The following is a 22,936-nucleotide window of genomic DNA, read 5'->3' on the forward strand; positions in this document are numbered from 1 at the left end:
AATTCGTTAACAGGCCGGCTGTATCGGCAGCCTGGTCACGCTGCCGCGGAGATATCCGTGTCGAGGATCGTCAGGTTGCGGCCCCCGTGCTTGGCCTGGTAAAGGCGCCGGTCGGCGGCACGCATCAGGTCCGATACGTTGGCCTCCTCGCCGCAGACGGTGCCGCCGATGCTGACAGTGAGCGGAATGGTCCGCTCGTCGATGGGCCGGAAACGGATCAGTTCGACTTCGCGGCGGATGCGCTCGGCGACGCGCTTGGCCTCCTGTTCGGTGGCACCGACCAGGAAGGCGCCGAACTCCTCGCCGCCGATGCGGCCGAGCACATCGCCGCTGCGCACCCCGCGCTCGATCGCGCTGGCGATCAAAAGCAACGCGTCATCGCCGGTCAGGTGGCCAAAGCTGTCGTTGATCCTCTTGAAATGGTCGGCGTCGATGATCAGCAACGCGCCGCGATCGGACTTGCGCCTGGAGCCGTCGAGTGCGGCAAAGAAACTCTCCCGGTTGAGCATGCCGGTCATGTCGTCGCGGCTCGCCTTCTCCTCCAGGCGGCGATGCGCGGCGGCGAGCTGGGCGTGCGCCCGGGCGAGATCGCGATGCGCGTTCTTCAGCCTGTCGCTCTGCCAGAATGTGCTGGCGCCGGCGATCCAGGCAATGACGAGCGGGCAAACCGTCGAGGTCAGCCAGATCGTCCTGTTGATGGGAAATCCCATTGCCGGAACGATGATCAGCGTCAGCAGAAGAGAGGCGGCGACGGAGGCGAAGGCGATCGCGGCGGACTTCAGAAATATACGACTCATCGCTTGCTCCCACAGGACTGCCTCTCTGCCAGCAAGCCCTGAAGGCCACCTTTCCCGGTTGTCTAAAATTTGAATCGTGACGGCATTTTCTGCCCTCTCGACGCGCATAGGTTGTGGATAAAGTCGCTTTCAGAATGCCCATTTCATGCCATAAGGATCGCATGACAACGCTCCCCGATCCCGCCCGCTTCGCCCACGTCACCGACTGGGTGTTCGACCTCGACAACACGCTCTATCCGCACCATTCGAATCTGTTCTCGCAGATCGACGTCAAGATGACCGCCTATGTCGGCGAGCTCCTGGCGCTGCCGCGCGACGAGGCGCGCAAGCTGCAAAAGGAGCTCTATCTGGAATACGGCACGACGCTCAACGGACTGATGACGCGCCACGGCATCGACCCCGACGATTTCCTCGAGAAGGTGCATGACATCGACTATTCATGGCTGGTGCCCGATCCCGTTCTCGGCACCGCCATCCGCCAGCTTCCGGGCCGCAAGTTCATCTTCACCAATGGCGACCGCAAGCACGCCGAGCGCACGGCGCGCCAGCTCGGCATCCTCGACCATTTCGACGATATCTTCGACATCGTCGCCGCCGGGCTCAATCCCAAGCCGGCGCGCCAGACCTACGAGAAGTTCGCCGCGCTCCACGCCGTCACCGGCCACAATGCGGTGATGTTCGAGGATCTTGCCCGCAACCTTTCGGTGCCGAAGTCGCTGGGCATGACCACGGTGCTCGTGGTGCCGCGCAATTTCGAGCCGACCTTTTCCGAAATCTGGGAGCGCGATCCCGCCCAGGAAGACGATGTCGATTTCGTCACCGACGATCTCGCCGCCTTCCTGACGGCGATCGTCGAGGTCGCTGCCTGAGGGTTGTCGATATTCAGGTGATGCCGGCCTGCAATCAGGGGCTCCGCCACGCTCTCACAGATTGTAGAAGCGGCTGATGATGCCCCAGGCCTCGTCGGCGGTGTCGACGAAATCGATGATGTCCTGGTCGCCAGGGCTGATCGTGCCCTGCTCGGCGAGGAAGTCGAGGTCGATCGCCCGTTTCCAGAACGATTTGCCGAACAGGATCACCGGCACGCGCTCCATGCGACCGGTCTGGATCAGGGTCAGCGTCTCGAAGAACTCGTCCATCGTGCCGAAGCCGCCGGGAAACACCGCCACGGCCTTGGCGCGCATGACGAAATGCATCTTGCGGATGGCGAAATAGTGGAAGTTGAAGCAGAGCTCCGGCGTCACATAGGCGTTTGGCGCCTGCTCGTGCGGCAGCACGATGTTGAGTCCGATCGACGGCGCACCGACATCGTCGGCGCCACGGTTGCCGGCTTCCATCACGCCGGGCCCGCCGCCGGTCACCACGACATACTCGCGGTAATATGAGGTCGCCGACTGCTGCGAGCAGAGGCGGGCGAATTTGCGCGCTTCCTCGTAGTATTTGCTGTTTTCCTCGAGGTTCTTCTTCTGCGTCTCGTTCTTGGCCGCCCAGGCCTCACCACCGGGCTCGGGCAGGCGCGCGCCGCCGAACAGGATCACCGTCGAACGGATGCCGCGCTCGGCCAGGATCATTTCCGGTTTCAAGAGTTCGAGCTGCAGCCTGACCGCGCGCAGTTCGCGCCGCGTCATGAAGTCGGGATCGTTCCACGCCAGCCGGTATGTCTCGGCCCGCGTCTGCGGCGTGTCCGGCACGCTTCTTGACCGCTCCAGATCCTCATCCGAATGCGGCAGCGGCGTCCATCCCGCCTTTTCCATAGGAGTCATAGTTGCGTTACCCGTCCAGTTCTTCACTTGCGCCGTCCCATGACGCAGCCGCGATTGACCCTCACCAGGGCTTCACTTAAGCAGGTTCCGCAAAAGTGTCCTGCGGTTTTGCGACAAGAACCTGTTACAGGCAAAGACCTGGGCAGGCGAAGCATGCCCAGGGTCCGCGCGACTTTCAAAACAGGTTAAGGCGCAGCCCCTTAACAGCTTGGTAATGGAGCGAATTCATGTCGAACGCCGATCTGGCAAGCCTCGAGAAGACCATCGAGAAGGCCTTCGAGGAACGCGATGCCATTTCGACGGCGACCAGCGGCGAGACGCGCGACGCCATCCAGTCGGCGCTCGACCTGCTTGATCGCGGCACAGCCCGCGTCGCCGAGCGCCAGGCCGACGGCAAGTGGCATGTCAACCAGTGGCTGAAGAAGGCGGTGCTGTTGTCCTTCCGGCTCAACCCGATGGAGATCATCAAGGGCGGTCCCGGCCAGGCCGTGTGGTGGGACAAGGTGCCGTCGAAGTTCGACGGTTGGAGCGCCGTCGATTTCGAAAAGGCGGGCTTCCGCGCCGTGCCGGGATCGATCGTGCGCCGCTCGGCCTATATCGCGCCGGGCGCCGTGCTGATGCCGTCCTTCGTCAATGTCGGCGCCTATGTCGACTCAGGCACCATGATCGACACCTGGGTCGGGGTCGGTTCCTGCGCCCAGATCGGCAAGAACGTCCATCTGTCGGGTGGCGTCGGCATCGGCGGCGTGCTGGAGCCGATGCAGGCCGGCCCGACCATCATCGAGGACAATTGCTTCATCGGCGCGCGCTCCGAGGTGGTCGAGGGCTGCATCGTGCGCGAAGGCTCGGTGCTCGGCATGGGCGTCTTCATCGGCCAGTCGACCAAGATCGTCGACCGCGCCACCGGCGAGGTCTTCTATGGCGAGGTGCCGGCCAATTCCGTCGTCGTCGCCGGATCGCTGCCCGGCAAGCCCTTGCCCAACGGTGAGCCTGGCCCCAGCCTCTACTGCGCCGTCATCGTCAAGCGGGTCGATGCCAGGACCCGCTCCAAGACCTCGATCAACGAATTGCTGCGCGATTGATCTTTGCCGCAAGCGAGTGCACCTTCCCCGGCGCGACAATCGGTCGCGCTGGTTCAACATGGAGGGGTGACATGGACTGGAAATATCTGCTGACGAGTTTTGACGGCCGCATCAATCGGGCCAAGTTCTGGGCCGGCATCGGCATATTCATCGTTATCGGCATTGTTGCCTTCATTCTCGACGCGATCCTCGGCACGCGTTTCACCACCGCCAGTGGTGGCCAGGTCGGCATCATCGGCATCCTCTTCGCGCTGGCATCTATCTATTTCGCGATTGCTCTCTATGCCAAACGCTGGCACGACCGGAACAAGTCGGGCTGGTGGACGCTGATCGGCCTCGTACCCGTCATCGGCGGCATCTGGCTGCTGGTCGAACTGGGCATTCTCGAAGGCACCAGGGGTGCCAATCAATATGGACCGGACCCGCTTGCCTGACAGATCAAATCTCACTTGGCTTTTCTTCAAAACCTCGGGCCGCGTCAGCCGCGCGGCCTATTTTCTTGGCGGGTTGCTCGTCGCCATCATCCAGGCCTTTCCGCTCTATCGCTTCACGCTGGTGCCGGAAGGCTCGGCGGAGAGCAACATGTGGTCGTTCATCTTCTTCATCGCCTTCATCGCCTCGCTATGGTCGAACATCGTGCTGGCGGTGAAGCGCCTGCACGACCTCGACAAGCCGGGCATTGCCGCGCTGATCCTGTTCGTGCCGGTCGTCTCGATCGTCGCCTTCCTTGTGTTGTGCCTGTTTCCAGGGCAGCCTGGGCCCAACCGCTATGGCCGGCGCACCAACGAGCCGGCCCAGTCATGAGGGCCGGCCGGATATCTCGCCATGCGCTACCGCACGCTTGATCCGAAACTGATCGTCGAAACCGCCGAACGGCTGGAAGAGCGGATCGCCGACCGTTTTCCCGAAGCCGGACTGCGCGGCGTTGCCGCCGAGCTGGTCTCGCTGTCGCGCGATCTGGCCAAGGCGGCGAAGGCGCTCGAAGCGCCGATCTGGTGGCTGCGCGGGCTCATCATCGCTGCGGTCGTCGCGGGCGCGCTGATCTTTCTGTTTGTCGGCACCATCCTGCCGCTCATTCACATTTCCCAGGCCGACGATGCGGTGCAGTCGGTGCAAGGCATCGAGGCCACGATCAACATGATCATCCTTGCCGTGCTCGGTTTCCTGGCGTTGATCCGCACTGAGGAGCGTATCAAGCGCAAGCAGGTGTTTCGCCAGCTGCACGGCCTCAGATCGCTGATCCACGTCATCGACATGCACCAGCTGACCAAGGATCCGGCGGCGCTGTCGGCCAATTTCAAGCCGACCGAACATTCGCCGGCCCGCATCACCAACGCCGCCGACCTTGCCCGCTACCTCGACTACTGCTCCGAAATGCTGTCGATCACCGGCAAGATCGCCGCGCTGTTCGCGCAATCGGTCAATGACGATGTCGTCATTGACGGCGTCAACGACATCGAGAACCTGGCGTCCAACCTGTCGCGCAAGATCTGGCAGAAGATCACCCTGATCGACGGTCGTCTGGCCGCGCGTTGACCTGTTCCGGCGTCAGGCCGGGTGGTCCTCGTTTTTCCTGTTCGGCGGTGCGCACCAGCGCCGCGATCCGTTTTGTCAGAGGCGCCGATGTGCCCGCCTTTTCAGCCAGCCGCAGGATCGCGCCCTGCAGGTCGTCGATCTCCGTCGGCCGGCCGCGTTGCAGATCGTCCCACATCGACGAGCGCGCCTCGGGGGCGATGGCAAGCATGCGTCGCGCCAGCAGCCTGAACAGCCAGTCCGGCAGCCGGAGCACCTTCGGCAGCAGTGTCGGCCGCAGGCCGGCGATCCGCGCCGGCGCGATGCCCGACGCGTTCATCGCCTGCAGCGCCTCGTCGATCTGGCCCGCCAGGATCAGGCGCCAGCGACGGTCGGCGAGTTCCCTCGCCAGTGGCAGGCCCGACAGCGCGACCAGCGCGTTGTTCAAATTCATCAGCAGCTTGCCCCACAGCACGGCCTGCATGTCGCCACGGGCTTCGACCGCAAGCCCTTCGACGCCGAGGAGGCCGATCAGGCCGGCGTCGCCGTCCTCGATCATCACCTTGCCGTCGCTGGCGCGATGCACGCGCAGCGGCAACTCGCCATCCGGCGACTGCACGACATTGAATGGCACCATGCCGGCCAGCACCTTTCGCCCGTCAAGCCCGGCACGCAGCCGGTCGGCGTTGTCGACCCCGTTCTGCAGGCTGACCACGACGGCATCAGGACGGGCATGGGCCTTGATGAGGCCGGCCATATCCGTGGTCGCACCGCTCTTGACCGTGACCAGGATCACATCCGCCTTCGGCAAGGCGACGGCCGGATCGGTGGTGACGACAAGTGCTTCCGGCTTGATCGAGCGGTCGTGGCCATCGAGGTCGCTGACCCGCAATCCGCCCTGCCGCAATGCCGCCTCGACGCGCGGCCGGGCCAGCAGAATCACCCGGCGTCCAGCGAGCGCCAGGCAGCCGCCGGCATAGCAGCCAATGCTGCCGGCGCCGGCAATGACGATTGTTTTGCCCCCGTCTGCCATCCTGTCGCTCCCCCCGGAGCCCACAATTATACGACATGAAAACCATAATGTCGGCGGTATCGTCGCCCATTAACCTGGCCTCTATGTCTGGCCGTGACAGGCCTTCCGCTTTCGACTATCGCTTTTGCCATGACGCTGCCGACCGATCCCGCCGAAAACCTCGCCGCCCTTATCCGTTGTGCTTCGGTGACGCCCGCTGAGGGCGGCGCGCTGGCCGCGCTGGAAACGATGCTGAAGCCGCTCGGCTTCCTGGTCGATCGGCCGGTGTTCTCCGAGGACGGCACGCCCGATATCGAGAACCTCTATGCGCGGCGTTCCGGCAACGGCCCGCATCTGATGTTCGCCGGCCATACCGACGTGGTGCCGGTCGGCGACGAAGCCACCTGGACGCATCCACCTTTCGCCGCCGAGATCGCCAATGGCGAGATGTATGGCCGTGGCGCGGTCGACATGAAGGGCGGCATTGCCTGTTTCATCGCCGCCGTGGCGCGCCATGTCGAGACAAAGGGTGGTCCGAAAGGCTCGGTCTCGCTGCTGATCACCGGCGACGAGGAAGGTCCGGCCATCAACGGCACGGTCAAGCTGCTCGAATGGGCGGCGGCCAAGGGCGAACAATGGGATGCCTCGATCGTCGGCGAGCCGACCAACCCGGATGCGCTTGGCGACATGATCAAGATCGGCCGGCGCGGCTCCATGTCGGGCGCCATCACCGTCAATGGCCGCCAGGGCCATGCCGCCTATCCGCAACTTGCCGACAATCCGGTGCGCGGGCTGATAAGCCTTGTCGATGCCTTGCTGCATCCCGTCTTCGACAAGGGAACGAAGGATTTCCAGCCGACCAACCTGGAAGTCACCTCCATCGATGTCGGCAACCCGGCCACCAATGTCATTCCGGCAAAGGCGACCGCCACCTTCAACATCCGCTTCAACGACACCTGGACGGCCGAGACGATCCAGGCGGAAATCCACAATCGCCTCGACCAGGCGGCGAAGCGCAAGAAATACCGGCCGGGCAAGAAGACGCCGGTCGACTACGATCTTGTCTGGCGCGATCGGCCGAGCCATGTCTTCCTGACCCGCGACGACAGGCTGATCGAGACACTGACTGGTTCGGTCAAGGCGGTGGTCGGCAGGAAGCCGGCGCTATCCACCTCGGGGGGCACCTCGGACGCGCGCTTCATCAAGGACTACTGCCCGGTGGTCGAGTTCGGTCTGGTCGGCAAGACCATGCACATGGTCGACGAGCGCGTCGCCATTACCGATCTCGAAACGCTGACGCAAATCTACCAGCGCTTCATCGACGACTGGTTCGGACAGGGCTGAGCAGGATGCTTTCGGCGGACGAGACCCAAGCTTCGCTGACCGGCGCCTGGCGGCTTATGCTCGGCAAGGTCGACGGATTGCGTCTGCTCGACCTGTCGGCCGACGGTTTCTGGAACTCCTTTTTCGCCATCGTCGTTGCCGCACCGGCGCTGATCGTCGGCTGGGTCGGCATTGCCAACGAGATCGGCGATCCCAATGCGTTCGCGGGACGCTTCGGCATGCTCGTCCGCCTGGCTACGGTCGATATCAGCTCCTGGGTGCTGCCGCTGGTCGCTCTTGCCCTGGTCGCGCGGCGTGCCGGCATAGGCAGCCGCTTCGTCCACTATGTCGTTGCCAGCAACTGGGCTTCGGCCATCACCGCCTGGCTGATGCTGCCCTCGGCGCTGATCAGGCTTTTCCTGACGTCCGCGAGCCAGATCTCGAGCCTTGTGTCGCTGCTGTTGTTCGCGCTGTCGATGGTGCTGACCTGGCGCATGACCAATGCCTCCATCGGCAAGGGTGCCGCGGTCGGCACCGCCGTTTTCGTCGGCATGTTCATCGCCTCGCTGATGGTGCTGTTCGGGCTGCAGATGCTGCTCGGCATCACCGTGCCGGCTGACATCTAGGCCTGGGCCACCGCCATATCAGGGTGTTCATAACATTCCTGCGCGATCCAGCCGAGGCAACGCGCGTCGAGTGCCGGGATCGCGGATATCGACCCGTCCGGATGAGCCCGGCCTGGCATTCGCATGCCCACCAAATCTCGTCGGCGCCATTCGAACAGAGCCGCAATCCCGACTTGCCGCAGCCGAAAGGGCTGAGAAGGGCCGTGATTTCAGACATTTGCCCACCCCTGCGGGATGAAGGGCATCGCCGGGCACGATGCTTATCATGGCAGCTTCCGTTTTGCGAGCGATCACTCCTGAAAAGTCTTCCATCGAATGCTTTGCGCCAGATCAATGATGAAGTGCGGACTCCAGAGTATATTTATCATAACAATATTGTGACAGTGCTTCGATCTCCGTTAGTACGCCGGCTTCTGATTTCGATAAAATTTGGAAAGCGGACAACGAGGCAATGAATCGAACAATGTATCATTGTGGCAGAATGGATGGCTGATAGATGGAAAAAGTGGATGTTGTCGCCGCGCTCGGCCAATCGAAGCTGCTACTGCCGGCCCGGATCACCGGTGCGCTTGCGGCCAATGACCGGCTGAAATTCGCACTGACCGCGCTTCAGGCCGCGGCTGCCCATGCCGCGGATGGCGCGGCTCCGCTATCCAACCTGCGTCGCGACTATGCGGCCGCCCATATCAACGCGCCGTGGCTCATGGAGATGCAGGCGACAGCCTGGCTGGAGGGCGGGACGTTGCATCTTGCCGACCTGGCGCGACTTGGCAAGCTGCTCGGGGAGGACATCCGCCTGATGGCCCGGCCGCTGGAAGGCAGCGCGGATGCCGACCACAAGGCGCAAATCGCGCGGGTCGATCATTGGTACGACTGGCTGGACCAGTTGAATGCGGGCGTGCTCGACGACGCCCAAATGCTCGCGCTGACGGGCGGAAAGCGGGGCGAGAGCGATACGTTCCACATTCTGGTGATGGATCTGCACAAGAGCCTGAACCGGCTGGCGGTCGACATGTCGGACGATACGGTCGACGGTGCCCATGGCTGGCAGCTCGATGCCGACGACCGCCCCCGCGTCGCTGCCTTCATGCGTGGGCTGAACCGCACGCGCAGGCTCAAATTCGACCATCCCGGCCTCGACACGGCGGCGACGCGCGACGGGGCGCGGTTGCTCATCCAGAACGACATCGGCACCAACGACGTGCATGTGCTGGTGATCCAGATCGAGGGTTCTTCGATTACGCTCACCTATTCGGACCTGCACGAGCGTCGCTTTGCCTTCTTCCAGGGCCTTCTGTCGGAGATTGGAGCGCAATGGTCGGACGTCGGCGCGCGGCGCAGCGCCGGTCTGAACTCGGGCGCCGATTACGTCGTCGGCACGGCGCGCTTCGATTGCGCCGATCTCGCGGCGGCCGACGCGGCCCTTGAGGGTCTGGGCGCGCGCATCGTCTTCCTGATCGACTGGAACCGGGCACGCAAGCGGCTGAACCGGCTTGTAGCCAAGCCGCTTTCCATCGCGGTGCTGACCGAGGCAGCCCATCGCGAGGCAGGCCATATGGGCTGGCTCATGGCCGGGGCCGATCAACTGGTCTTCGACGCGATGGAAGCGCTGTCGCCGGACCATTTCCGGATCGGCGACCGGTTGGACAGCGTGCTGGGCGCGGCCGAGGCGCAGGATTTCCTGACCGAGGTGCTCGTGCTTTCCTCCCATGCCATGCAGGTGGATCAGACCGCCGCCCTGATCGCCGACCAGATCCGGCTGCTGCTGTCGCGCCATGTCCGCCGTCACCGGGACGAGTTCGCGCTTCTCGGCGAGCACGCCGCCTTCTGCCACGCCTTGGCCGAAGGCATACGCGATGCGCTGGCGTATGGCCACGAAACAGACGTCAAGGCCGCTCGAAAGCTATCGGAGCGCGCCAAGATCTGGGAACGCAAGGCCGATCATCTGGTGATGCGCCTGCGCGACCAGGCCGCGGGCAACGCGCGCTGGCTGCCCTTCCTGCAGCTGATCGAATGCGCCGACGATGCGGCGGATGCGCTGGAGGAGGCCGTTTTCATCCTGTCGCTGATCGCCGAGGACAATCATCATGGCTGGAGCGACGAACTGCGCACCGCGCTGCGCCGGCTGGCCGACAAGGTGCTTGAGGCGGCACAGGACCATGTCAAGGCGCTCGCCATCGCGCGCACGCTCAACGAAGCGAGCCTCGCGCAGGACCAGGATGAATTTCTGGCCGCCTGCTGGCGGGTGGTCGATGCCGAAAAGGCGTGCGATGCGGTGACGCGCGAGGTCAGGCGCCTGTTCGTGCGCAATGTCTCGGACGCGGCCACGCTCAGCCTCGGCACTGATTTCGCGGCCGCGCTGGAAGCATCCACCGACGCGCTGCTGCGCACGGGCTACGCGATGCGCGGCCTCGTCCTCACCCGGGTCGGCGCCGGCAACCAGGGGAGGCGAGCGTGAGCGGCGCATCGACGAGCACTCCGCCAGAAGGTTCGGCTCAGCTTGGTCTGATCGTGGCCGGCAAGCCGCTGGAAAAAGCGGCTTCGCCCGAGACAATGGGCTTCAAGGCGTACAACCTTGCACGGATGGCGGCGCTCGGACTGAACGTGCCGCCGGCCTTCGTGCTGGGCACCGGCTTGTGCGCCCATCCGGAGACGGCAACACCCGCCCTCTGGCACGATGCACTCGTCCGGCTCGAGGCCGCGACCGGCCTTGGCTTTGGCGATCCGCGCCGACCGCTTCTGTTGTCGGTCCGCTCCGGAGCGCCTGTATCGATGCCGGGAATGATGGAGACGCTGCTCAATATCGGCCTGACCGAGGCGACGCTGCCGGGACTGATCCGGTCGACCGGCAATCCGCGGCTGGCGTGGGACGCCTATCGCCGCCTGATCGCCGGCTACGGCGAGGTGGTGGCGGGTGTCAACGCGACCGACTTCGAGGCCGACCTCGACGCCGTGCGGCTGGGCGAGGAAGAGCGCATGCTCGACTTCGCCGTGTTGCGCGATCTCGCGCAGCGGCACCTGGAGACCTATCGGCGGTCAGCGGGCGAAGCCTTCCCACAGGACGCGGTCGCGCAGTTGCAAGCGGCGATCGCGGCAGTGTTCCGGTCCTGGTCGAGCGCCAAGGCCATCGCCTACCGCGAGATGCGCGGACTGAGCCATGGCATGGGCACGGCGGTGACGGTCCAGCGCATGGTGTTCGGCAATGCGGGCGGGCTGTCCGGGGCCGGTGTCGGCTTCACTCGAAACCCCAGCGACGGCAATCCCGCCCCTTGGGTCGATTTCCTGTTCAATGCGCAGGGCGAGGATGTGGTCAGCGGCCGGCGCAGCGCGCAGGGCCACGACCGGTTGGCAGCGATCGCACCGCGCGTCTGGGAGGAACTGGTCGAGGCGGCGGCCGCGCTCGAGCGGCATTTTGGCGACATGCAGGATTTCGAGTTCACGATCGAGGACGGAAAACTCTTCCTGCTTCAAACCCGCGAAGGCAAGCGTACGCCGCAGGCCGCTGCCCGCATCGCCCTCGACATGGCGGAGGAAGGGTTGATCGACCGGGAAACCGCCTGCCTCCGCACCGCCGGCCTCGACGCCGCGGCGCTGACGACGCGCATCATCGTGGCCGAGGACGGCGCGGCGCCGACGGTGCTCGGCCATGCCGCGACCGCCTCCAGCGGGGTTGCCAGCGGCGTGGTTGCCCTCAACGAGGCACAGGTCGCGGCGCTCGAGACGGAAGGAAAACCGGCGATCCTCGCGCGGCAGAACGCCGAGACCGATGACATTGCACTGCTCGAGCGCGTGCAGGGCCTGCTCACCCGGCACGGAGCGCGTACGTCCCATGCGGCCGTGGTGGCGCGGCAGCTTGGCAAGGTCTGCCTCGTCGGCTGCGAGGCAATGCGTATCGACGAATCGAGGGACCGAATCGGTTTCGGCGACACATGGCTCGATCCCGGAGCGGTGATCACCCTTGACGGCAACAGCGGCACGATTTTCGCGGGCGCATCGCGCACCGCCGAGCAGGTGCCGGCGGAATTGCTGCAGCGGCTCGACCGACTGCACGCGACAAAGGGATGAATGCCTGGCGCTGGACCAACCGGCCTGTGTCTCGCCTGATTTGGTCGCTCGCGACATTCTCGTCCCTGGCAGGCCATCGGACGAGAATGCCGTGCCAGACGCATCAGCAGTCGCGCCGGCCTGCGGTTGGGACCTCGGAGGCCCATGGTGTTGGCACAGGAAGTGGAACGCTCGCGTTGACGCCCGAGGCGGCCGACGTGGTGATCGGGTCGGACCAGGTCCTCACCGATTCCGCCGTCGCTCAGCTTTGGTCGGCCTCCGGATAGTCGACGCCGACGAGAAACAGCCCATCGGGTGGCGCCACCTGGCCGCAGGCGGCGCGGTCGCGCGCCTCGAGCGCCGCTTGGAGGTTGGCGACGGTCCAGCCGCCGTCGCCGACGCGTTTCAGCGAGCCGACCATCGAGCGTACCTGGTTGTGCAGGAAGGAACGCGCCGAGGCTCTTACCTCGATCATGTCGCCCGTCCGGCTGACATCGAGCCGTTCCAGCGTCCGGACCGGACTGTTGGCTTGGCACTGCGTCGAGCGGAAGGTGGTGAAGTCATGCCGGCCGAGCAGGACTTTCGCCGCTTCGTGCATGGCGACGGCGTCGAGCCGCTTCGGCACCCACCACACCTTGCCCTTTTCCAGCGCCGAGGGCGCACGGCGGTTGAGGATGCGGTAGAGGTAGTGGCGGCCGGTGGCCGAGAAGCGCGCGTCGAAATCGTCCGGGACAACCATCGCCTTCAGTATGGCAACATGTGCGCCGGCAGCCTGCAGATGGGCGTTCACGGCGTCGCGCACCTTGTCATCAGGCCATGCCTTGGCGAGGTCGACATGCGCCACCTGGGCCGTCGCATGCACGCCGGCATCGGTGCGGCCGGCGGCGCGCAACCTGACCTCTTCGCCGCAGAATTTCTCGATCGCCTGCTCGATCGCCTGCTGTACCGAAGGCTGATCCGCCTGGTGCTGCCAGCCGGCAAACAGACTGCCATCATATTCGATGTCGAGGCGAAAACGCGGCATGCTAGAGCATGATGCCGAAAAGTGTGGAGCGGTCTTCGGACGACATCATGCTCTTTCTCTTTGAGCTAGAGGCGGATCCAGATTTCAGGTCGATTCGACCTGAAATCATCCGGCTCTAGGGCTGTTGTCGCTTACGCGGCGAGTGCCGAGCCAAAGGCCGAGGCGTAGACCAGCCTGCCGGCTTCCGGCGCGTCGCCCCAGGCCAGCGCCTGCAGCGCCTCGCCCTGGTACTCACTCTCGAAGTTTTCGGCGCGTGCGTGGCTGTAGCCGAAACGGCTGTAGTAGACCGGATCACCGAGCACCACGGCCAGCGTCTCGCCGGCGTCCCTGAGGCGGATATGCGCCTCGCGGATCAGCGCGCCGCCGATGCCGCTGCCATGGAACGAAGGCTCCACCGCCAACGGTGCCAGCGCCACGGCCGCAAAGCTCTTGCCGCCATTGCGGACAAACAGCCGGGAAAACAGAATGTGGCCGACAACCTGGCCGTCCTCTTCCGCCACCAGTTCGGCAACGGCGTCGCCGCCGGTCACCAGCGCGTCGACCAGCCCGGCCTCCGCCTGCTGGCCGAAAGCGTGTTCCTCGACGAGGCGGATGGCCTCGCGATCCCGCGGCGTCGCCGCGCGTATCGACATCATGCTCATGAGAATTTCATTCCTTTTTCGATCTTGGCCCCGCGCAGGAATTCCGACGCGGCAGCGGGCCTTCCGCCCGCCCGTTGAACTTCGACCAGCCTGATCGCGCCTGCCCCGCAGGCGACCGTCAGCTGGTCATCGAGAATTCCTCCCGACTCGCCCGCGCCTTGCGAAAGCACCGAGCGAAGCAGTTTCAGCCGCTCCGGGCGGCCGCCAATTTCAATCTCGGACCACGCGCCGGGAAAGGGCGACAGGCCACGAATGTGATTGTGGACCTCGGTCGCCGAGCGATTCCAGTCCACGCGAGTCTCCGATTTATCGATTTTCTTGGCGTAGGTCACCCCTTCCACCGCTTGGGGGGTAAATGTCAGGGTGTCCCTTTCCAGCCGCGCCAGCGCTTCCACCACGAGTGCGGCACCAACTCCCATCAACCGATCATGCAGGTCGCCGGCCGTCATATCGGGTTCGATGGGGCATTTTTCAACCATTCCCACCGGGCCGGTGTCGAGCCCCTCTTCCATGCGCATCATCATCATGCCGGTTTCGCGGTCGCCCGCCATGATGGCGCGCTGGATGGGCGCCGCCCCGCGCCAGCGCGGCAACAGCGATGCATGGCCGTTGATGCAGCCGAGCCGCGGCGCCTCGAGAACCGCCTTCGGCAGCAGCAAACCGTAGGCGACGACCACGGCGACGTCGGCCCGCAGGGCGTGCAAAGCCGCCTGCTCGGCCTCACCCTTGAGCGACAACGGCGTGCGCACCTCGATGCCAAGCCGCTCTGCCTCGCGCTGCACCGGTGACGGCGTCAGCTCCAGCCCGCGCCGCCCGGCGGCGCGTGGCGGTTGCGTATAGACGGCTGATATCTCATGTCCGGCATCGCCGATCGCGCGCAGCGTCGGCACTGAAAACTCTGGCGTGCCCATGAAGATGACGCGGAGGGGCATTCCCCTATCCCACCAGCTTGCCCGGCGCCTTGTCCCTGGCGAGCTTCTTGAATTTCTTCACCACCATGTCGCGTTTCAGCTTCGAGATGTGGTCGATGAACAGCACGCCGTTGAGGTGGTCGATCTCGTGCTGCAGGCAGGTCGCCATCAGCCCCTCGGCTTCGATCTCCTGCAGTTTGCCGTCGCGGTCGAGGTACGTGACCCGCACCGCCGCCGGACGTTCGACCTCGGCGTAGTAGTCCGGGATCGACAGGCAGCCTTCCTCGTAGACGGAGCGCGCGTCGGCGCTCTCCAGGATTTCCGGATTGATGACGACATGCGGCGCCGGTGTCTCGTCTTCCTTGGCGAGATCGATCACCAGCATGCGCAGCGGTTCACCGATCTGGATCGCCGCGAGCCCGATGCCGGGTGCGTCATACATGGTTTCCAGCATGTCGTCGGCTAATTTGCGCAGGGGCGCGTCGACGCGCTCCACCGGCTTCGAAACCTGGCGCAGGATGGGGTCGGGAAGGATGATGAGCGGCTTGATAGGCATGGCGTTCCACGTAAGACGTCCAGCGAAAAGCGTCAACCGGGGCGCCTGGTTGGCGTTCACGTTTTGATCTGTGCCGACATGCCGAATCATCTATGCTGTCCACATGAATGACCTGACATCCATCCTTTCGGAGCCCGTCGCCCGGCTTGGCGCCTCCACGATCACGCTCGGCCATGCGCTGGCTTTCACCATGTTGCTGTTTCTCGGCCTGTTCGTGGCGCTCGTCATCGCGCTGTGGCGGTCGGCCAAGGCGCGCGCCGTGGCGGCCGCGGAAGCCGCCGACCATGCGCGCGATGCAGAGGCGCGGATGGCCGGCATTCTGCAGTCTCAATCCGAGATGCAGGGCCGCATGGGTGCCATCGCCGAGGTGTTCGGGGCACGGCAGGCGGAACTGACGCAGTCGATCGGCCAGCGCCTCGACGCCATGACCGGCCGCCTCGGCCAGACCATGACCGAGCAGACCAAATCCACGCATGAGAGCCTGGCCAAATTGCAGGAGCGGCTGGCGATCATCGATGTCGCGCAAGGCAACATCCAGTCGCTCGCCGGCCAGGTCGTGCAGTTGCAGGCGATCCTCTCCAACAAGCAGACGCGCGGCGCCTTCGGCCAGTCGCGCATGGAGGCGATCGTCGCCGACGGCCTGCCGCACGGCGCCTACGAATTCCAGGCGACCCTGTCCAACGGCAGCCGGCCCGATTGCCTGGTGAAGATGCCGAACGGCGCGCCCTCGCTTGCCATCGATGCCAAATTCCCGCTGGAGGCCTGGAATGCCATCCGCGCCGCCGACGGCGTCGAACTGCAGAAGGCCGCCTCGCAGGCCTTCCGCCGCGACATCGAGGTCCATGTCCGCGATATATCGGAAAAATACCTGATCCAGGGCGAGACGCAGGACACCGCCTTCATGTTCGTGCCGTCGGAATCGGTGTTTGCCGAGATCCACGAGAATTTCGAGGCGATCGTCCACAAGGCGCACCGCGCCCGCATCGTCATCGTCTCGCCGTCACTGCTGATGCTGTCGATCCAGGTCATCCAGGCGATCCTCAAGGACGCCCGCATGCGCGAGCAGGCGCACCTGATTCAGGGCGAAGTCATCCGGCTGATGGAGGATGTCGCGCGCGTCGACGAGCGGGTGCGCAAATTGCAGGTCCATTTCGGCCAGTCGGCCAAGGACATCGACGACATCCTCGTCTCGACATCGAAGGTGACCAAGCGCGGCCAGAAGATCGAGGCGCTGGAGTTCGGCGCGCAGCCTGCGGAAGACGGCACGGGCGGGGCCTCGTCGGCACCGGTTGCGAAAGTCGAAGGCGGCGCGCGCGTCGCCGATTCGAAGACCGGACAGCTCAGGCTGAGGGTTGTCGAAGGCGACGACTGAGCCGCGCTACTGCTCCTCGACGATGGCCATACCGTGAAATTCCGGCAGCCAATGCAGCGCCGAGCGGTGCCATTTCTGCTGTGTGGGGATCAAATCCTCGCGTTGCCGCGCGGTTCCCACTCGAATTCCATAGACCTTTGGGCCATCTCCGACCGACGTGGCGTAAAGGTGCGAACCGCAGTCGGCGCAAAAGGCTTGGGCGCGCTTGGCGCCGCTCGCCCCGGTCTTGGTATAGATCTTCGGCGTACCCTTGGTGATCCGATAATGATCCTCTGGCGCCGGAACCGTCACGCGAAAAGCCGTGCCGGTCAGTTGCTGGCAATCCGTGCAGTGGCAGATCGAGGTCTTTTCCGGGTCGACCTCCGCCTCGTAAGCAATGGCGCCGCAGTGGCAGCCGCCGTCGATCTTCATCGCCGCTCCTCCAAAATCCACCCTTGGATCATAGCGGGCCAAGGCTGCGAGGCAACGGCACTGCGCTAGTCCAGAGCCGGATCGGATGCGGATACGAGCAGTTTGCGCCGCTGCTCCCAGGTGCCGGTGGTCTGCGGCTTGACGAACAGCCGCATGATCTCCGGCATCTCTGTCTTCAGCCGTTTCTCGAGGCGCTCGACACAGGCTTCGATCTCCGGCGCCGTCAGATGATCCTCGAATTCGATGCTCAGGCCAGCGACAATCTCCGCCGGTCCCATATGCAGCGTCAGTACACCGTTCGCCCGCTGCACCGCCGGGTCCTGCTGGACGATGGCCAGCACCTGCTTCTGCACTTCGGGCGAGGCCGGTTCGCCCAGAAGCAGGCTCTTGCTTTCGCGCGCCAGGAAAATCGCCGTCGCGCCGAGGATAAGCGCGATGCCTATCGAAGCGGCGCCATCGAGCTCAGGCATGTCGAGCAATTCCGCCGCCAGGATGCCAGCGAAGGCGACGATCAGGCCGAGCAGGGCTGCGCTGTCCTCGAACAGCACGGTGTAGACGCTCGGGTCCTTGCTCGCTTGCACGGCCCGCAGCCAACCCTGTTTGCCCTTCTGCTGGCGGAACGCCTTCAGCGCGACCAGCCAGGAGCTGCCTTCAAACAGGAAGGAAAGGCCGAGAACGATGTAGTTCACCTTTGCGTTGGCGACCGGTTCGGGGGCCATGATGTGGATGACGCCTTCGTATAAAGAGACCCCGGCGCCGAGCGCGAAGACGAGAAGGGCGACGATGAAACTCCAGAAATAGAGCTCGCGGCCATGACCGAGCGGATGCGTCCGGTCGGCAGGGCGGGCTGCACGGTGCATGCCGTAGAGCAGCAGCCCGCCATTGCCGGTGTCGACCAGCGAGTGCACGCCTTCCGACAGCATCGCCGAACTGCCGGTGAAGAAGGCGGCGGCGAACTTGGTCAACGCGATGGCGAGATTACCGGCGAGCGCCGCGTAGATGACCCTTTTCGATCCGCCATGACCGGCCATCGTGTGTTCCCTGTTGGAGTTCCGAGCCTAGCGGAGCCCCTGTCGAAGCTCCACAGCCATCCACAACGCACGAACCGGCCAGTCGTTCAGGGTGGTGCCTACTCGACGATCTCGTCGGTCCACACCTTGAAGCCGGCGAGCGTGCCCGGTCCGAAGATATGGGTCAGCGGCACGTCGGCGGCGTCACGGCCGGAGGCGATGAGGACGCGGCCGATGCGCGGCGCATTGTTGCGCGGGTCGAAGACATGCCAGCGGCCACCGAGATAGACCTCCATCCAGGCGGCGAAATCCATGCTCGACCAAGGCTTTGGCATGCCGATGTCGCTGATGTAGCCGGTGCAGTAGCGCGTCGGGATGTTGAGCGCCCGGCAGAAGGTAACGGCAAGATGGGCGAAGTCGCGGCACACACCGCTCTGCTCGCGATAGGCTTCCGCCGCGGTGCGCGTCGGTCGCGCATTGCCGTAGCTGAAAACGATATGATTGTGAACGAAGTCGCAGACCGCCTGCACGCGCGGGATGCCGAGCGGCGTGTGGCCAAACAACCGCCACGCCTCGCTCGCCAGCAGGTCGCTCTCGCAAAAACGGCTGGGCAGCAGGAACAGCAGCGTCTCCGACGGCAGGTCGCGCACCTCGTGCTGCCAGGCCATCAGGTCGCCCATCTCAAAGGTGCCGGGGTCGCGGATCACCGCGTCGGTGCCGAAAGTGAAGCGTCCGGGCGGGGCGACGAACCGGTTGCACCAGTTGCCGAAGCTGTCGCGATAGCTTTCGATCGGCACCGGCGGGTTGGAGGTCAAGAAATCCGGCCGCTCGAGATCGGATGCGCGGGAATAGTGGACATTCAGCATCGCGATGAGCGGCGTTTCCTGTGGAAAGTCGAAGCTCATCTCGCAGCCGATGTGGATTCGCATTGTCGTCCTGACCTGCCTGCCCGTCAGTCGCCCGGCGAAAATCCAGGCTGATGCTGCAGTGCGATAAACAGCATGACATGGTCCGAACCGCTTTACGAGGGGAAAACCCGTTGACAGCGGAGGGCCAGCGCGAGCGAGCGGTGGCAGCCCCTTGCGGTCGGGCGATTCTCTTGTTTCACTTCGCTTCCCACAATCGGAGGAACGAATCATGGCTAAAGGTGCGATGAAGGCAGGCAAGGAGGCCCGCAAGCCGAAGAAGGACGCCAAGAAGCCCGCCCCGGCTCCGGCCCTGAAGGCGCCGCCGGTCAAGGCGATGAAGCTCAAGGACAAGTAAGTCCGGCCAATCCGTCTTGGACGGGATGACGGCCGGCAACATTGTCATGTCGCCGGCCGTTGTTGATCGGGCGCGCGAGATTCCCATATTGGCGTGGCGGGGACGACCTCGCGCTCCCCAAAATCAGGGCGGGACGACCCGCCATCCCTTGATCGAGCATCGGACGATGCTCGGACGGAGCGTTCCCGATGTCGTGGATCTTGCTGTTTTTTGCCGGCCTGTTCGAGATCGGCTGGGCAATCGGCCTCAAATACACCGATGGTTTCTCGAAGCTGGTCCCGACTGTCCTGACCGTGGCTTCGATGATCGTCAGCCTCACCCTGCTCGGCCTGGCGCTCAAGGTGCTGCCCGTCGGCACCGCCTACGCGGTGTGGACCGGCATCGGCACTGTCGGTACCGCTCTGCTCGGCATCTGGCTGCTCGGCGAGCCGGCCACCGCGATCAGGCTGGCTTGCATCGCGCTCATCGTCTGCGGCATCATGGGGTTGAAGTTCGCGGCCTGAGCCTGCCTTCAAGACAAACGCTTTCAGGGCCGCTGCAAGGCGACCCTGATCTCAACTCAATTCGGCGCGTGGCCGTGAAGGCGCTAGCGGGCGGAGAAGCCCGGAGGCGTTCTGCCGGTGCGCTGCTTGCGCGCCGCATAACGCGCGTCGCGCTTGGCCTTGCGTTCGGCTTCGTCGGCCAGCAAACGGGCGATGCGCTCGTTTTCTTCGGCTTCCCGAATCTTGGCCTCCGCCTGTGCCGCCTCTTCGGCTGCAATGCGTGCCGCTTCGGCCGCCGCCTCGCGCTCGGCCTTCTCGACCGCTTCGCGAGCCAGCTTTTCCTGCTTCAGCCTTGCCTTCTCGGCCTCGCGTATCTGGCGCGCCTCGAGGATTGCCTTGCGTTCGGCCTGTCGTGCCTGCACCGCAGGATCATCTGCCGCCGGCTTTGACTTGAAGCGCTCCAGAAGCGCCTTCTTTGCCTCGTTCGCGGCATTGCGCCGCTCGAAAATATCTTTTTCCCTGTAGATAGCCAAGTCCACTTCCCTGAAGTCAATTCGCGAGGCTTACATACGCGCGAATGCCAAGAGTTCAAGCGCCAAATCGGTATGCCAGCCATGAAATTCTGGCTTGTTGCAGCCGGGAGACGGCTTTTTGGGACATTCACTGTTCACAGTCCGCCCCTCTGGCGACGAAGCGGGCCGATCGCTACCTCTAGCGCGAAAAGCCCAACACCAGGATGACATGACATGGAACTCGGTCTCTACACCTTCGCCGACGTCAGCCCGCAGCCGGGCCCCGGCGCCATCGGCCCGCACGAGCGGCTGCGCAATCTGATCGAGGAGGTCGAACTGGCCGATCAGGTCGGCCTCGACGTCTTTGGTCTCGGCGAGCATCACCGGCCCGACTATGCCGCCTCCGCACCGGTGGTGGCGCTGGCCGCGGCCGCCGAGCGCTCGAAGCTCATCAAGCTGACCAGCGCGGTCACCGTACTGTCCTCCGATGATCCGGTTCGCGTCTTCCAGCAGTTTGCCACGCTCGACCTTCTGTCGAGTGGCCGCGCCGAAATCATGGCCGGGCGCGGATCGTTCGTCGAATCCTTCCCGCTGTTCGGCTACAATCTGGAGGACTATGACGAGCTGTTCGCCGAAAAGCTCGACCTGCTGCTTGCCATCCGCGATCAGGTAAAGGTCACCTGGTCCGGCAATCTGCGTGCGCCGATCAACGATCGCGGCGTCTATCCCCGGCCGTTCCAGGACAGGCTGCCGGTCTGGATCGCCATTGGCGGCACGCCGCAGTCGGCGGCGCGGGCCGGCGCGCTCGGGCTGCCGCTGGCGCTCGCCATCATTGGCGGCGAGCCGGCGCGCTTCACGCCGCTGTTCGACCTTTATCGCGAGGCCGCCAAGCGCTCCGGCAGTGATCCGGCGGGCCTCGCCACCAGCATCAACGTGCACGGTTTCATTGCAGAAACCACGGAACAGGCGGCCGATGATTTCTACGGCCCCCAGGCGGAGGTGATGAACCGCATCGGCCGCGAGCGCGGCTGGGGCCCGACATCGCGGGCGCATTTCGACCAGTCGCGCGGTCCCAATGGCGCACTGTTCGTCGGCAATCCAGAGCAGGTGGCCGAGAAGATCGTCGCCCAGCACAAGATCTTCGGCAACGATCGCTTCCTGCTGCAGATGGCGATCGGCGTCATGCCGCATGCCAAGATCATGAAGGCGATCGAACTCTACGGCACCAGGGTGGCGCCGATCGTGCGCAAGGAAACGGCGAAGTCCGCGCCGGCGGTGACGGCGCCTGCCGCATAAACCGACGGCAGCGCCCTCATCGCGGGGCAATGCCGGCTAACGGAACCTTGAAGCCACGCCGGCGTTTTCCGTCGACGGATTGCACCAATTGCGGTGCGCCGCCGAGGGACCACGATGAAAGCCGAACCCGCTGCCTCTGGCGCCGGCGTTGCCGATGAGCCGGATCCGCGTGTCGAGGCACGCGCGGACACGCATTTGATGCGTTCGCTGCTCGTCGGCATCTTTGTGTTCATGACCATCTATGCGCTTTACTTCGCCCGCGCCTTCTTCATGCCGGTGATTCTCGCTTTCCTGCTGGCCTTGACGCTGACGCCGATCGTCCGGCTGCTGCGCAAGCGCGGCATTCCCGAAGTGGTTTCGGCGACCCTTCTGGTGCTGCTGTCGATCTGCGTTTTCGTCAGCGCCGGCTACCTGCTCAGCGGCCCGGTCATCGACCTCCTCAACAACACCTCGTCGATCGGCCAGCAGCTCACCGAGCGACTGGCACAATTGCGGCGTCCGCTCGAGAGGATCATGCAGATCTCGCATCAGGTCGAACAGATGACCCAGACCTCGCAGGAGCCGGGCATACAGAAGGTGGCGGTGGCGCAGTCCGGCATCCTGTCGGCGGCCGCCAGCAACATCCTGTCGGCGGGGACAAGCCTCACCATCATCTTCGTGCTGTCGCTGTTCCTGCTCGCCTCCGGCACGATGTTCTACGAGAAGATCATCCAGTCCTTCGCCAGCCTCAGCGAAAAGAAGCGGGCGCTGCGCGTCGTCTATGACGTGGAGCGCGAAATCTCGCATTACCTGCTCACCGTCGCCATTATCAATGTCGGCCTCGGCACCGTCATAGGTCTCGGCCTGTGGGCGCTCGGCATGCCCAACCCGCTGGTCTGGGGCGTGGCTGCGGCGCTGCTCAACTTCCTGCCCTATGTCGGAGCACTGATGACCATCGTGCTTGTCGCGATCATGGCGCTGATCAGCTTCGACACCATCTCCTATGCCCTGCTGGCGCCGGCCTTCGTGCTGTTGTGCGATATCGTCGAAGGCCAGTTCGTCACACCCATGGTGGTCGGCCGGCGCCTCGAGATCAACGCCGTGGCGATCTTCATTGCCATTGCCTTCTGGTCATGGCTCTGGGGCTTCGTCGGTGCCTTGATGGCGGTGCCGCTGCTGGTTGTCATCAAGGTGTTCTGCGATCATTTCGACGGGCTCAGCCATGTCGGCAATTTTCTCGCCGCGCAGCAGACGGCGGTGGTTGTGGAGGAACCGACCGAGGAGGGCGGCAAGGCCCCCGCATAATCGGCGGACCGTGTT

General features: G+C 64.5%; 25 protein-coding genes. 14 read left to right on the forward strand and 11 right to left on the reverse strand.

Annotated elements, in window-relative coordinates; translation table 11 throughout:
* Positions 1-35 precede the first annotated feature (35 nt).
* Positions 36-797 (reverse strand): GGDEF domain-containing protein, encoded by a 762-nt coding sequence (locus AC56QP_RS16500; protein ID WP_489858958.1) that lies wholly within the window; start codon positions 795-797, stop codon positions 36-38.
* 161 nt (positions 798-958) lie between these two features.
* On the opposite strand from AC56QP_RS16500, the gene AC56QP_RS16505 reads away from it, so the two are divergent.
* Complete coding sequence (locus tag AC56QP_RS16505; protein WP_489858957.1) at positions 959-1,666, forward strand: pyrimidine 5'-nucleotidase; 708 nt, start codon at positions 959-961, stop codon at positions 1,664-1,666.
* A gap of 54 nt (positions 1,667-1,720) precedes the next feature.
* Here the strand turns inward: AC56QP_RS16505 and AC56QP_RS16510 are convergent, their stop codons facing one another.
* Positions 1,721-2,560, reverse strand: a complete 840-nt coding sequence (locus tag AC56QP_RS16510) for an LOG family protein (RefSeq protein WP_489858956.1) — start codon at positions 2,558-2,560, stop codon at positions 1,721-1,723.
* 227 nt (positions 2,561-2,787) lie between these two features.
* Here AC56QP_RS16510 and dapD point away from each other — a divergent pair, with 227 nt between their 5' ends.
* From dapD to AC56QP_RS16530, 4 genes are all read left to right on the forward strand, one after another.
* A complete protein-coding gene (gene dapD / locus AC56QP_RS16515) occupies positions 2,788-3,642 on the forward strand; it encodes a 2,3,4,5-tetrahydropyridine-2,6-dicarboxylate N-succinyltransferase (RefSeq protein ID WP_489858955.1) in 855 nt (284 codons plus the stop codon).
* Positions 3,643-3,713: 71 nt separating this feature from the next.
* Positions 3,714-4,076: a DUF805 domain-containing protein gene (locus AC56QP_RS16520; protein WP_489858954.1), complete on the forward strand. Its 363-nt coding sequence runs from the start codon at positions 3,714-3,716 to the stop codon at positions 4,074-4,076.
* Positions 4,069-4,446 (forward strand): DUF805 domain-containing protein, encoded by a 378-nt coding sequence (locus AC56QP_RS16525; RefSeq protein ID WP_489858953.1) that lies wholly within the window; start codon positions 4,069-4,071, stop codon positions 4,444-4,446. Before AC56QP_RS16520 ends, AC56QP_RS16525 begins: the two co-directional genes overlap by 8 nt.
* 21 nt (positions 4,447-4,467) lie before the next feature.
* On the forward strand, positions 4,468-5,178 hold the full coding sequence (locus AC56QP_RS16530; RefSeq protein ID WP_489858952.1) for a hypothetical protein: 711 nt from the start codon (positions 4,468-4,470) through the stop codon (positions 5,176-5,178).
* Here the strand turns inward: AC56QP_RS16530 and AC56QP_RS16535 are convergent.
* Positions 5,144-6,187, reverse strand: coding sequence for a 2-dehydropantoate 2-reductase (locus AC56QP_RS16535; protein WP_489858951.1), 1,044 nt, complete (start codon positions 6,185-6,187; stop codon positions 5,144-5,146). The genes AC56QP_RS16530 and AC56QP_RS16535 overlap by 35 nt on opposite strands.
* Before the next feature lie 129 nt (positions 6,188-6,316).
* Here AC56QP_RS16535 and dapE point away from each other — a divergent pair, with 129 nt between their 5' ends.
* From dapE to AC56QP_RS16555, 4 genes are all read left to right on the forward strand, one after another.
* A complete protein-coding gene (gene dapE / locus AC56QP_RS16540) occupies positions 6,317-7,510 on the forward strand; it encodes a succinyl-diaminopimelate desuccinylase (RefSeq protein WP_497100424.1) in 1,194 nt (397 codons plus the stop codon).
* 5 nt (positions 7,511-7,515) lie between these two features.
* Positions 7,516-8,115, forward strand: coding sequence for a transporter (locus tag AC56QP_RS16545; protein WP_497100423.1), 600 nt, complete (start codon positions 7,516-7,518; stop codon positions 8,113-8,115).
* 496 nt (positions 8,116-8,611) lie between these two features.
* The gene (locus AC56QP_RS16550) at positions 8,612-10,573 is read left to right on the forward strand and encodes a DUF47 family protein (RefSeq protein WP_489858949.1); all 1,962 of its coding nucleotides are present in this window, start codon (positions 8,612-8,614) and stop codon (positions 10,571-10,573) included.
* Between the two features lie 53 nt (positions 10,574-10,626).
* The gene (locus AC56QP_RS16555; RefSeq protein ID WP_489858948.1) at positions 10,627-12,180 is read left to right on the forward strand and encodes a PEP/pyruvate-binding domain-containing protein; all 1,554 of its coding nucleotides are present in this window, start codon (positions 10,627-10,629) and stop codon (positions 12,178-12,180) included.
* 241 nt (positions 12,181-12,421) lie between these two features.
* Here AC56QP_RS16555 and truA read toward each other — a convergent pair whose 3' ends face one another.
* The 4 genes from truA to def all read right to left on the reverse strand — a co-directional run bounded on the left by truA (position 12,422) and on the right by def (position 15,291).
* On the reverse strand, positions 12,422-13,183 hold the full coding sequence (gene truA / locus AC56QP_RS16560; RefSeq protein ID WP_489858947.1) for a tRNA pseudouridine(38-40) synthase TruA: 762 nt from the start codon (positions 13,181-13,183) through the stop codon (positions 12,422-12,424).
* 131 nt (positions 13,184-13,314) lie between these two features.
* A complete protein-coding gene (locus tag AC56QP_RS16565; RefSeq protein ID WP_489858946.1) occupies positions 13,315-13,824 on the reverse strand; it encodes a GNAT family N-acetyltransferase in 510 nt (169 codons plus the stop codon).
* The gene (fmt, locus tag AC56QP_RS16570; protein WP_497100422.1) at positions 13,821-14,756 is read right to left on the reverse strand and encodes a methionyl-tRNA formyltransferase; all 936 of its coding nucleotides are present in this window, start codon (positions 14,754-14,756) and stop codon (positions 13,821-13,823) included. Before fmt ends, AC56QP_RS16565 begins: the two co-directional genes overlap by 4 nt.
* Positions 14,757-14,760: 4 nt before the next feature.
* Positions 14,761-15,291: a peptide deformylase gene (gene def / locus AC56QP_RS16575; RefSeq protein ID WP_489858945.1), complete on the reverse strand. Its 531-nt coding sequence runs from the start codon at positions 15,289-15,291 to the stop codon at positions 14,761-14,763.
* Positions 15,292-15,394: 103 nt separating this feature from the next.
* Between def and AC56QP_RS16580 the strand changes: the two genes are divergently transcribed.
* Positions 15,395-16,663: a DNA recombination protein RmuC gene (locus tag AC56QP_RS16580; protein ID WP_489858944.1), complete on the forward strand. Its 1,269-nt coding sequence runs from the start codon at positions 15,395-15,397 to the stop codon at positions 16,661-16,663.
* Between the two features lie 6 nt (positions 16,664-16,669).
* Here AC56QP_RS16580 and AC56QP_RS16585 read toward each other — a convergent pair whose 3' ends face one another.
* The 3 genes from AC56QP_RS16585 to AC56QP_RS16595 all read right to left on the reverse strand — a co-directional run bounded on the left by AC56QP_RS16585 (position 16,670) and on the right by AC56QP_RS16595 (position 19,013).
* Positions 16,670-17,074 (reverse strand): GFA family protein, encoded by a 405-nt coding sequence (locus tag AC56QP_RS16585; RefSeq protein ID WP_489858943.1) that lies wholly within the window; start codon positions 17,072-17,074, stop codon positions 16,670-16,672.
* Positions 17,075-17,139: 65 nt separating this feature from the next.
* Positions 17,140-18,105, reverse strand: coding sequence for a cation diffusion facilitator family transporter (locus tag AC56QP_RS16590; protein ID WP_489858942.1), 966 nt, complete (start codon positions 18,103-18,105; stop codon positions 17,140-17,142).
* Between the two features lie 98 nt (positions 18,106-18,203).
* Positions 18,204-19,013, reverse strand: a complete 810-nt coding sequence (locus AC56QP_RS16595; RefSeq protein ID WP_489858941.1) for a transglutaminase-like domain-containing protein — start codon at positions 19,011-19,013, stop codon at positions 18,204-18,206.
* A gap of 208 nt (positions 19,014-19,221) precedes the next feature.
* Between AC56QP_RS16595 and AC56QP_RS16600 the strand changes: the two genes are divergently transcribed.
* Positions 19,222-19,347, forward strand: a complete 126-nt coding sequence (locus tag AC56QP_RS16600) for a hypothetical protein (protein WP_013528464.1) — start codon at positions 19,222-19,224, stop codon at positions 19,345-19,347.
* Positions 19,348-19,535: 188 nt separating this feature from the next.
* A complete protein-coding gene (gene sugE, locus AC56QP_RS16605; protein WP_256752438.1) occupies positions 19,536-19,850 on the forward strand; it encodes a quaternary ammonium compound efflux SMR transporter SugE in 315 nt (104 codons plus the stop codon).
* Between the two features lie 83 nt (positions 19,851-19,933).
* Here sugE and AC56QP_RS16610 read toward each other — a convergent pair whose 3' ends face one another.
* Positions 19,934-20,362, reverse strand: coding sequence for a DUF6481 family protein (locus AC56QP_RS16610; protein WP_091575699.1), 429 nt, complete (start codon positions 20,360-20,362; stop codon positions 19,934-19,936).
* 213 nt (positions 20,363-20,575) lie between these two features.
* Between AC56QP_RS16610 and AC56QP_RS16615 the strand changes: the two genes are divergently transcribed.
* Together AC56QP_RS16615 and AC56QP_RS16620 are read left to right on the forward strand one after the other, a co-directional pair.
* Complete coding sequence (locus AC56QP_RS16615; RefSeq protein ID WP_489858940.1) at positions 20,576-21,637, forward strand: LLM class flavin-dependent oxidoreductase; 1,062 nt, start codon at positions 20,576-20,578, stop codon at positions 21,635-21,637.
* A 114-nt stretch (positions 21,638-21,751) separates the two neighbouring features.
* On the forward strand, positions 21,752-22,921 hold the full coding sequence (locus tag AC56QP_RS16620) for an AI-2E family transporter (RefSeq protein WP_489858939.1): 1,170 nt from the start codon (positions 21,752-21,754) through the stop codon (positions 22,919-22,921).
* Positions 22,922-22,936 lie beyond the last annotated feature (15 nt).

The sequence above is a fragment of the Mesorhizobium sp. RCAM 05104 genome (genome assembly GCF_059683645.1).

Coding starts and splice junctions, on each gene's coding strand:
- AC56QP_RS16595 (WP_489858941.1), bottom strand. CDS start 19,013: ATGCGAATCCACATCGGCTGCGAGATGAGCTTCGACTTTCCACAGGAA.
- AC56QP_RS16530 (WP_489858952.1), top strand. CDS start 4,468: ATGCGCTACCGCACGCTTGATCCGAAACTGATCGTCGAAACCGCCGAA.
- AC56QP_RS16550 (WP_489858949.1), top strand. CDS start 8,612: ATGGAAAAAGTGGATGTTGTCGCCGCGCTCGGCCAATCGAAGCTGCTA.
- AC56QP_RS16510 (WP_489858956.1), bottom strand. CDS start 2,560: ATGACTCCTATGGAAAAGGCGGGATGGACGCCGCTGCCGCATTCGGAT.
- AC56QP_RS16545 (WP_497100423.1), top strand. CDS start 7,516: ATGCTTTCGGCGGACGAGACCCAAGCTTCGCTGACCGGCGCCTGGCGG.
- AC56QP_RS16505 (WP_489858957.1), top strand. CDS start 959: ATGACAACGCTCCCCGATCCCGCCCGCTTCGCCCACGTCACCGACTGG.
- def (WP_489858945.1), bottom strand. CDS start 15,291: ATGCCTATCAAGCCGCTCATCATCCTTCCCGACCCCATCCTGCGCCAG.
- AC56QP_RS16565 (WP_489858946.1), bottom strand. CDS start 13,824: ATGAGCATGATGTCGATACGCGCGGCGACGCCGCGGGATCGCGAGGCC.
- fmt (WP_497100422.1), bottom strand. CDS start 14,756: ATGCCCCTCCGCGTCATCTTCATGGGCACGCCAGAGTTTTCAGTGCCG.
- dapD (WP_489858955.1), top strand. CDS start 2,788: ATGTCGAACGCCGATCTGGCAAGCCTCGAGAAGACCATCGAGAAGGCC.
- AC56QP_RS16600 (WP_013528464.1), top strand. CDS start 19,222: ATGGCTAAAGGTGCGATGAAGGCAGGCAAGGAGGCCCGCAAGCCGAAG.
- AC56QP_RS16500 (WP_489858958.1), bottom strand. CDS start 797: ATGAGTCGTATATTTCTGAAGTCCGCCGCGATCGCCTTCGCCTCCGTC.
- truA (WP_489858947.1), bottom strand. CDS start 13,183: ATGCCGCGTTTTCGCCTCGACATCGAATATGATGGCAGTCTGTTTGCC.
- dapE (WP_497100424.1), top strand. CDS start 6,317: ATGACGCTGCCGACCGATCCCGCCGAAAACCTCGCCGCCCTTATCCGT.
- AC56QP_RS16585 (WP_489858943.1), bottom strand. CDS start 17,074: ATGAAGATCGACGGCGGCTGCCACTGCGGCGCCATTGCTTACGAGGCG.
- AC56QP_RS16590 (WP_489858942.1), bottom strand. CDS start 18,105: ATGGCCGGTCATGGCGGATCGAAAAGGGTCATCTACGCGGCGCTCGCC.
- AC56QP_RS16520 (WP_489858954.1), top strand. CDS start 3,714: ATGGACTGGAAATATCTGCTGACGAGTTTTGACGGCCGCATCAATCGG.
- AC56QP_RS16580 (WP_489858944.1), top strand. CDS start 15,395: ATGAATGACCTGACATCCATCCTTTCGGAGCCCGTCGCCCGGCTTGGC.
- sugE (WP_256752438.1), top strand. CDS start 19,536: ATGTCGTGGATCTTGCTGTTTTTTGCCGGCCTGTTCGAGATCGGCTGG.
- AC56QP_RS16535 (WP_489858951.1), bottom strand. CDS start 6,187: ATGGCAGACGGGGGCAAAACAATCGTCATTGCCGGCGCCGGCAGCATT.
- AC56QP_RS16615 (WP_489858940.1), top strand. CDS start 20,576: ATGGAACTCGGTCTCTACACCTTCGCCGACGTCAGCCCGCAGCCGGGC.
- AC56QP_RS16620 (WP_489858939.1), top strand. CDS start 21,752: ATGAAAGCCGAACCCGCTGCCTCTGGCGCCGGCGTTGCCGATGAGCCG.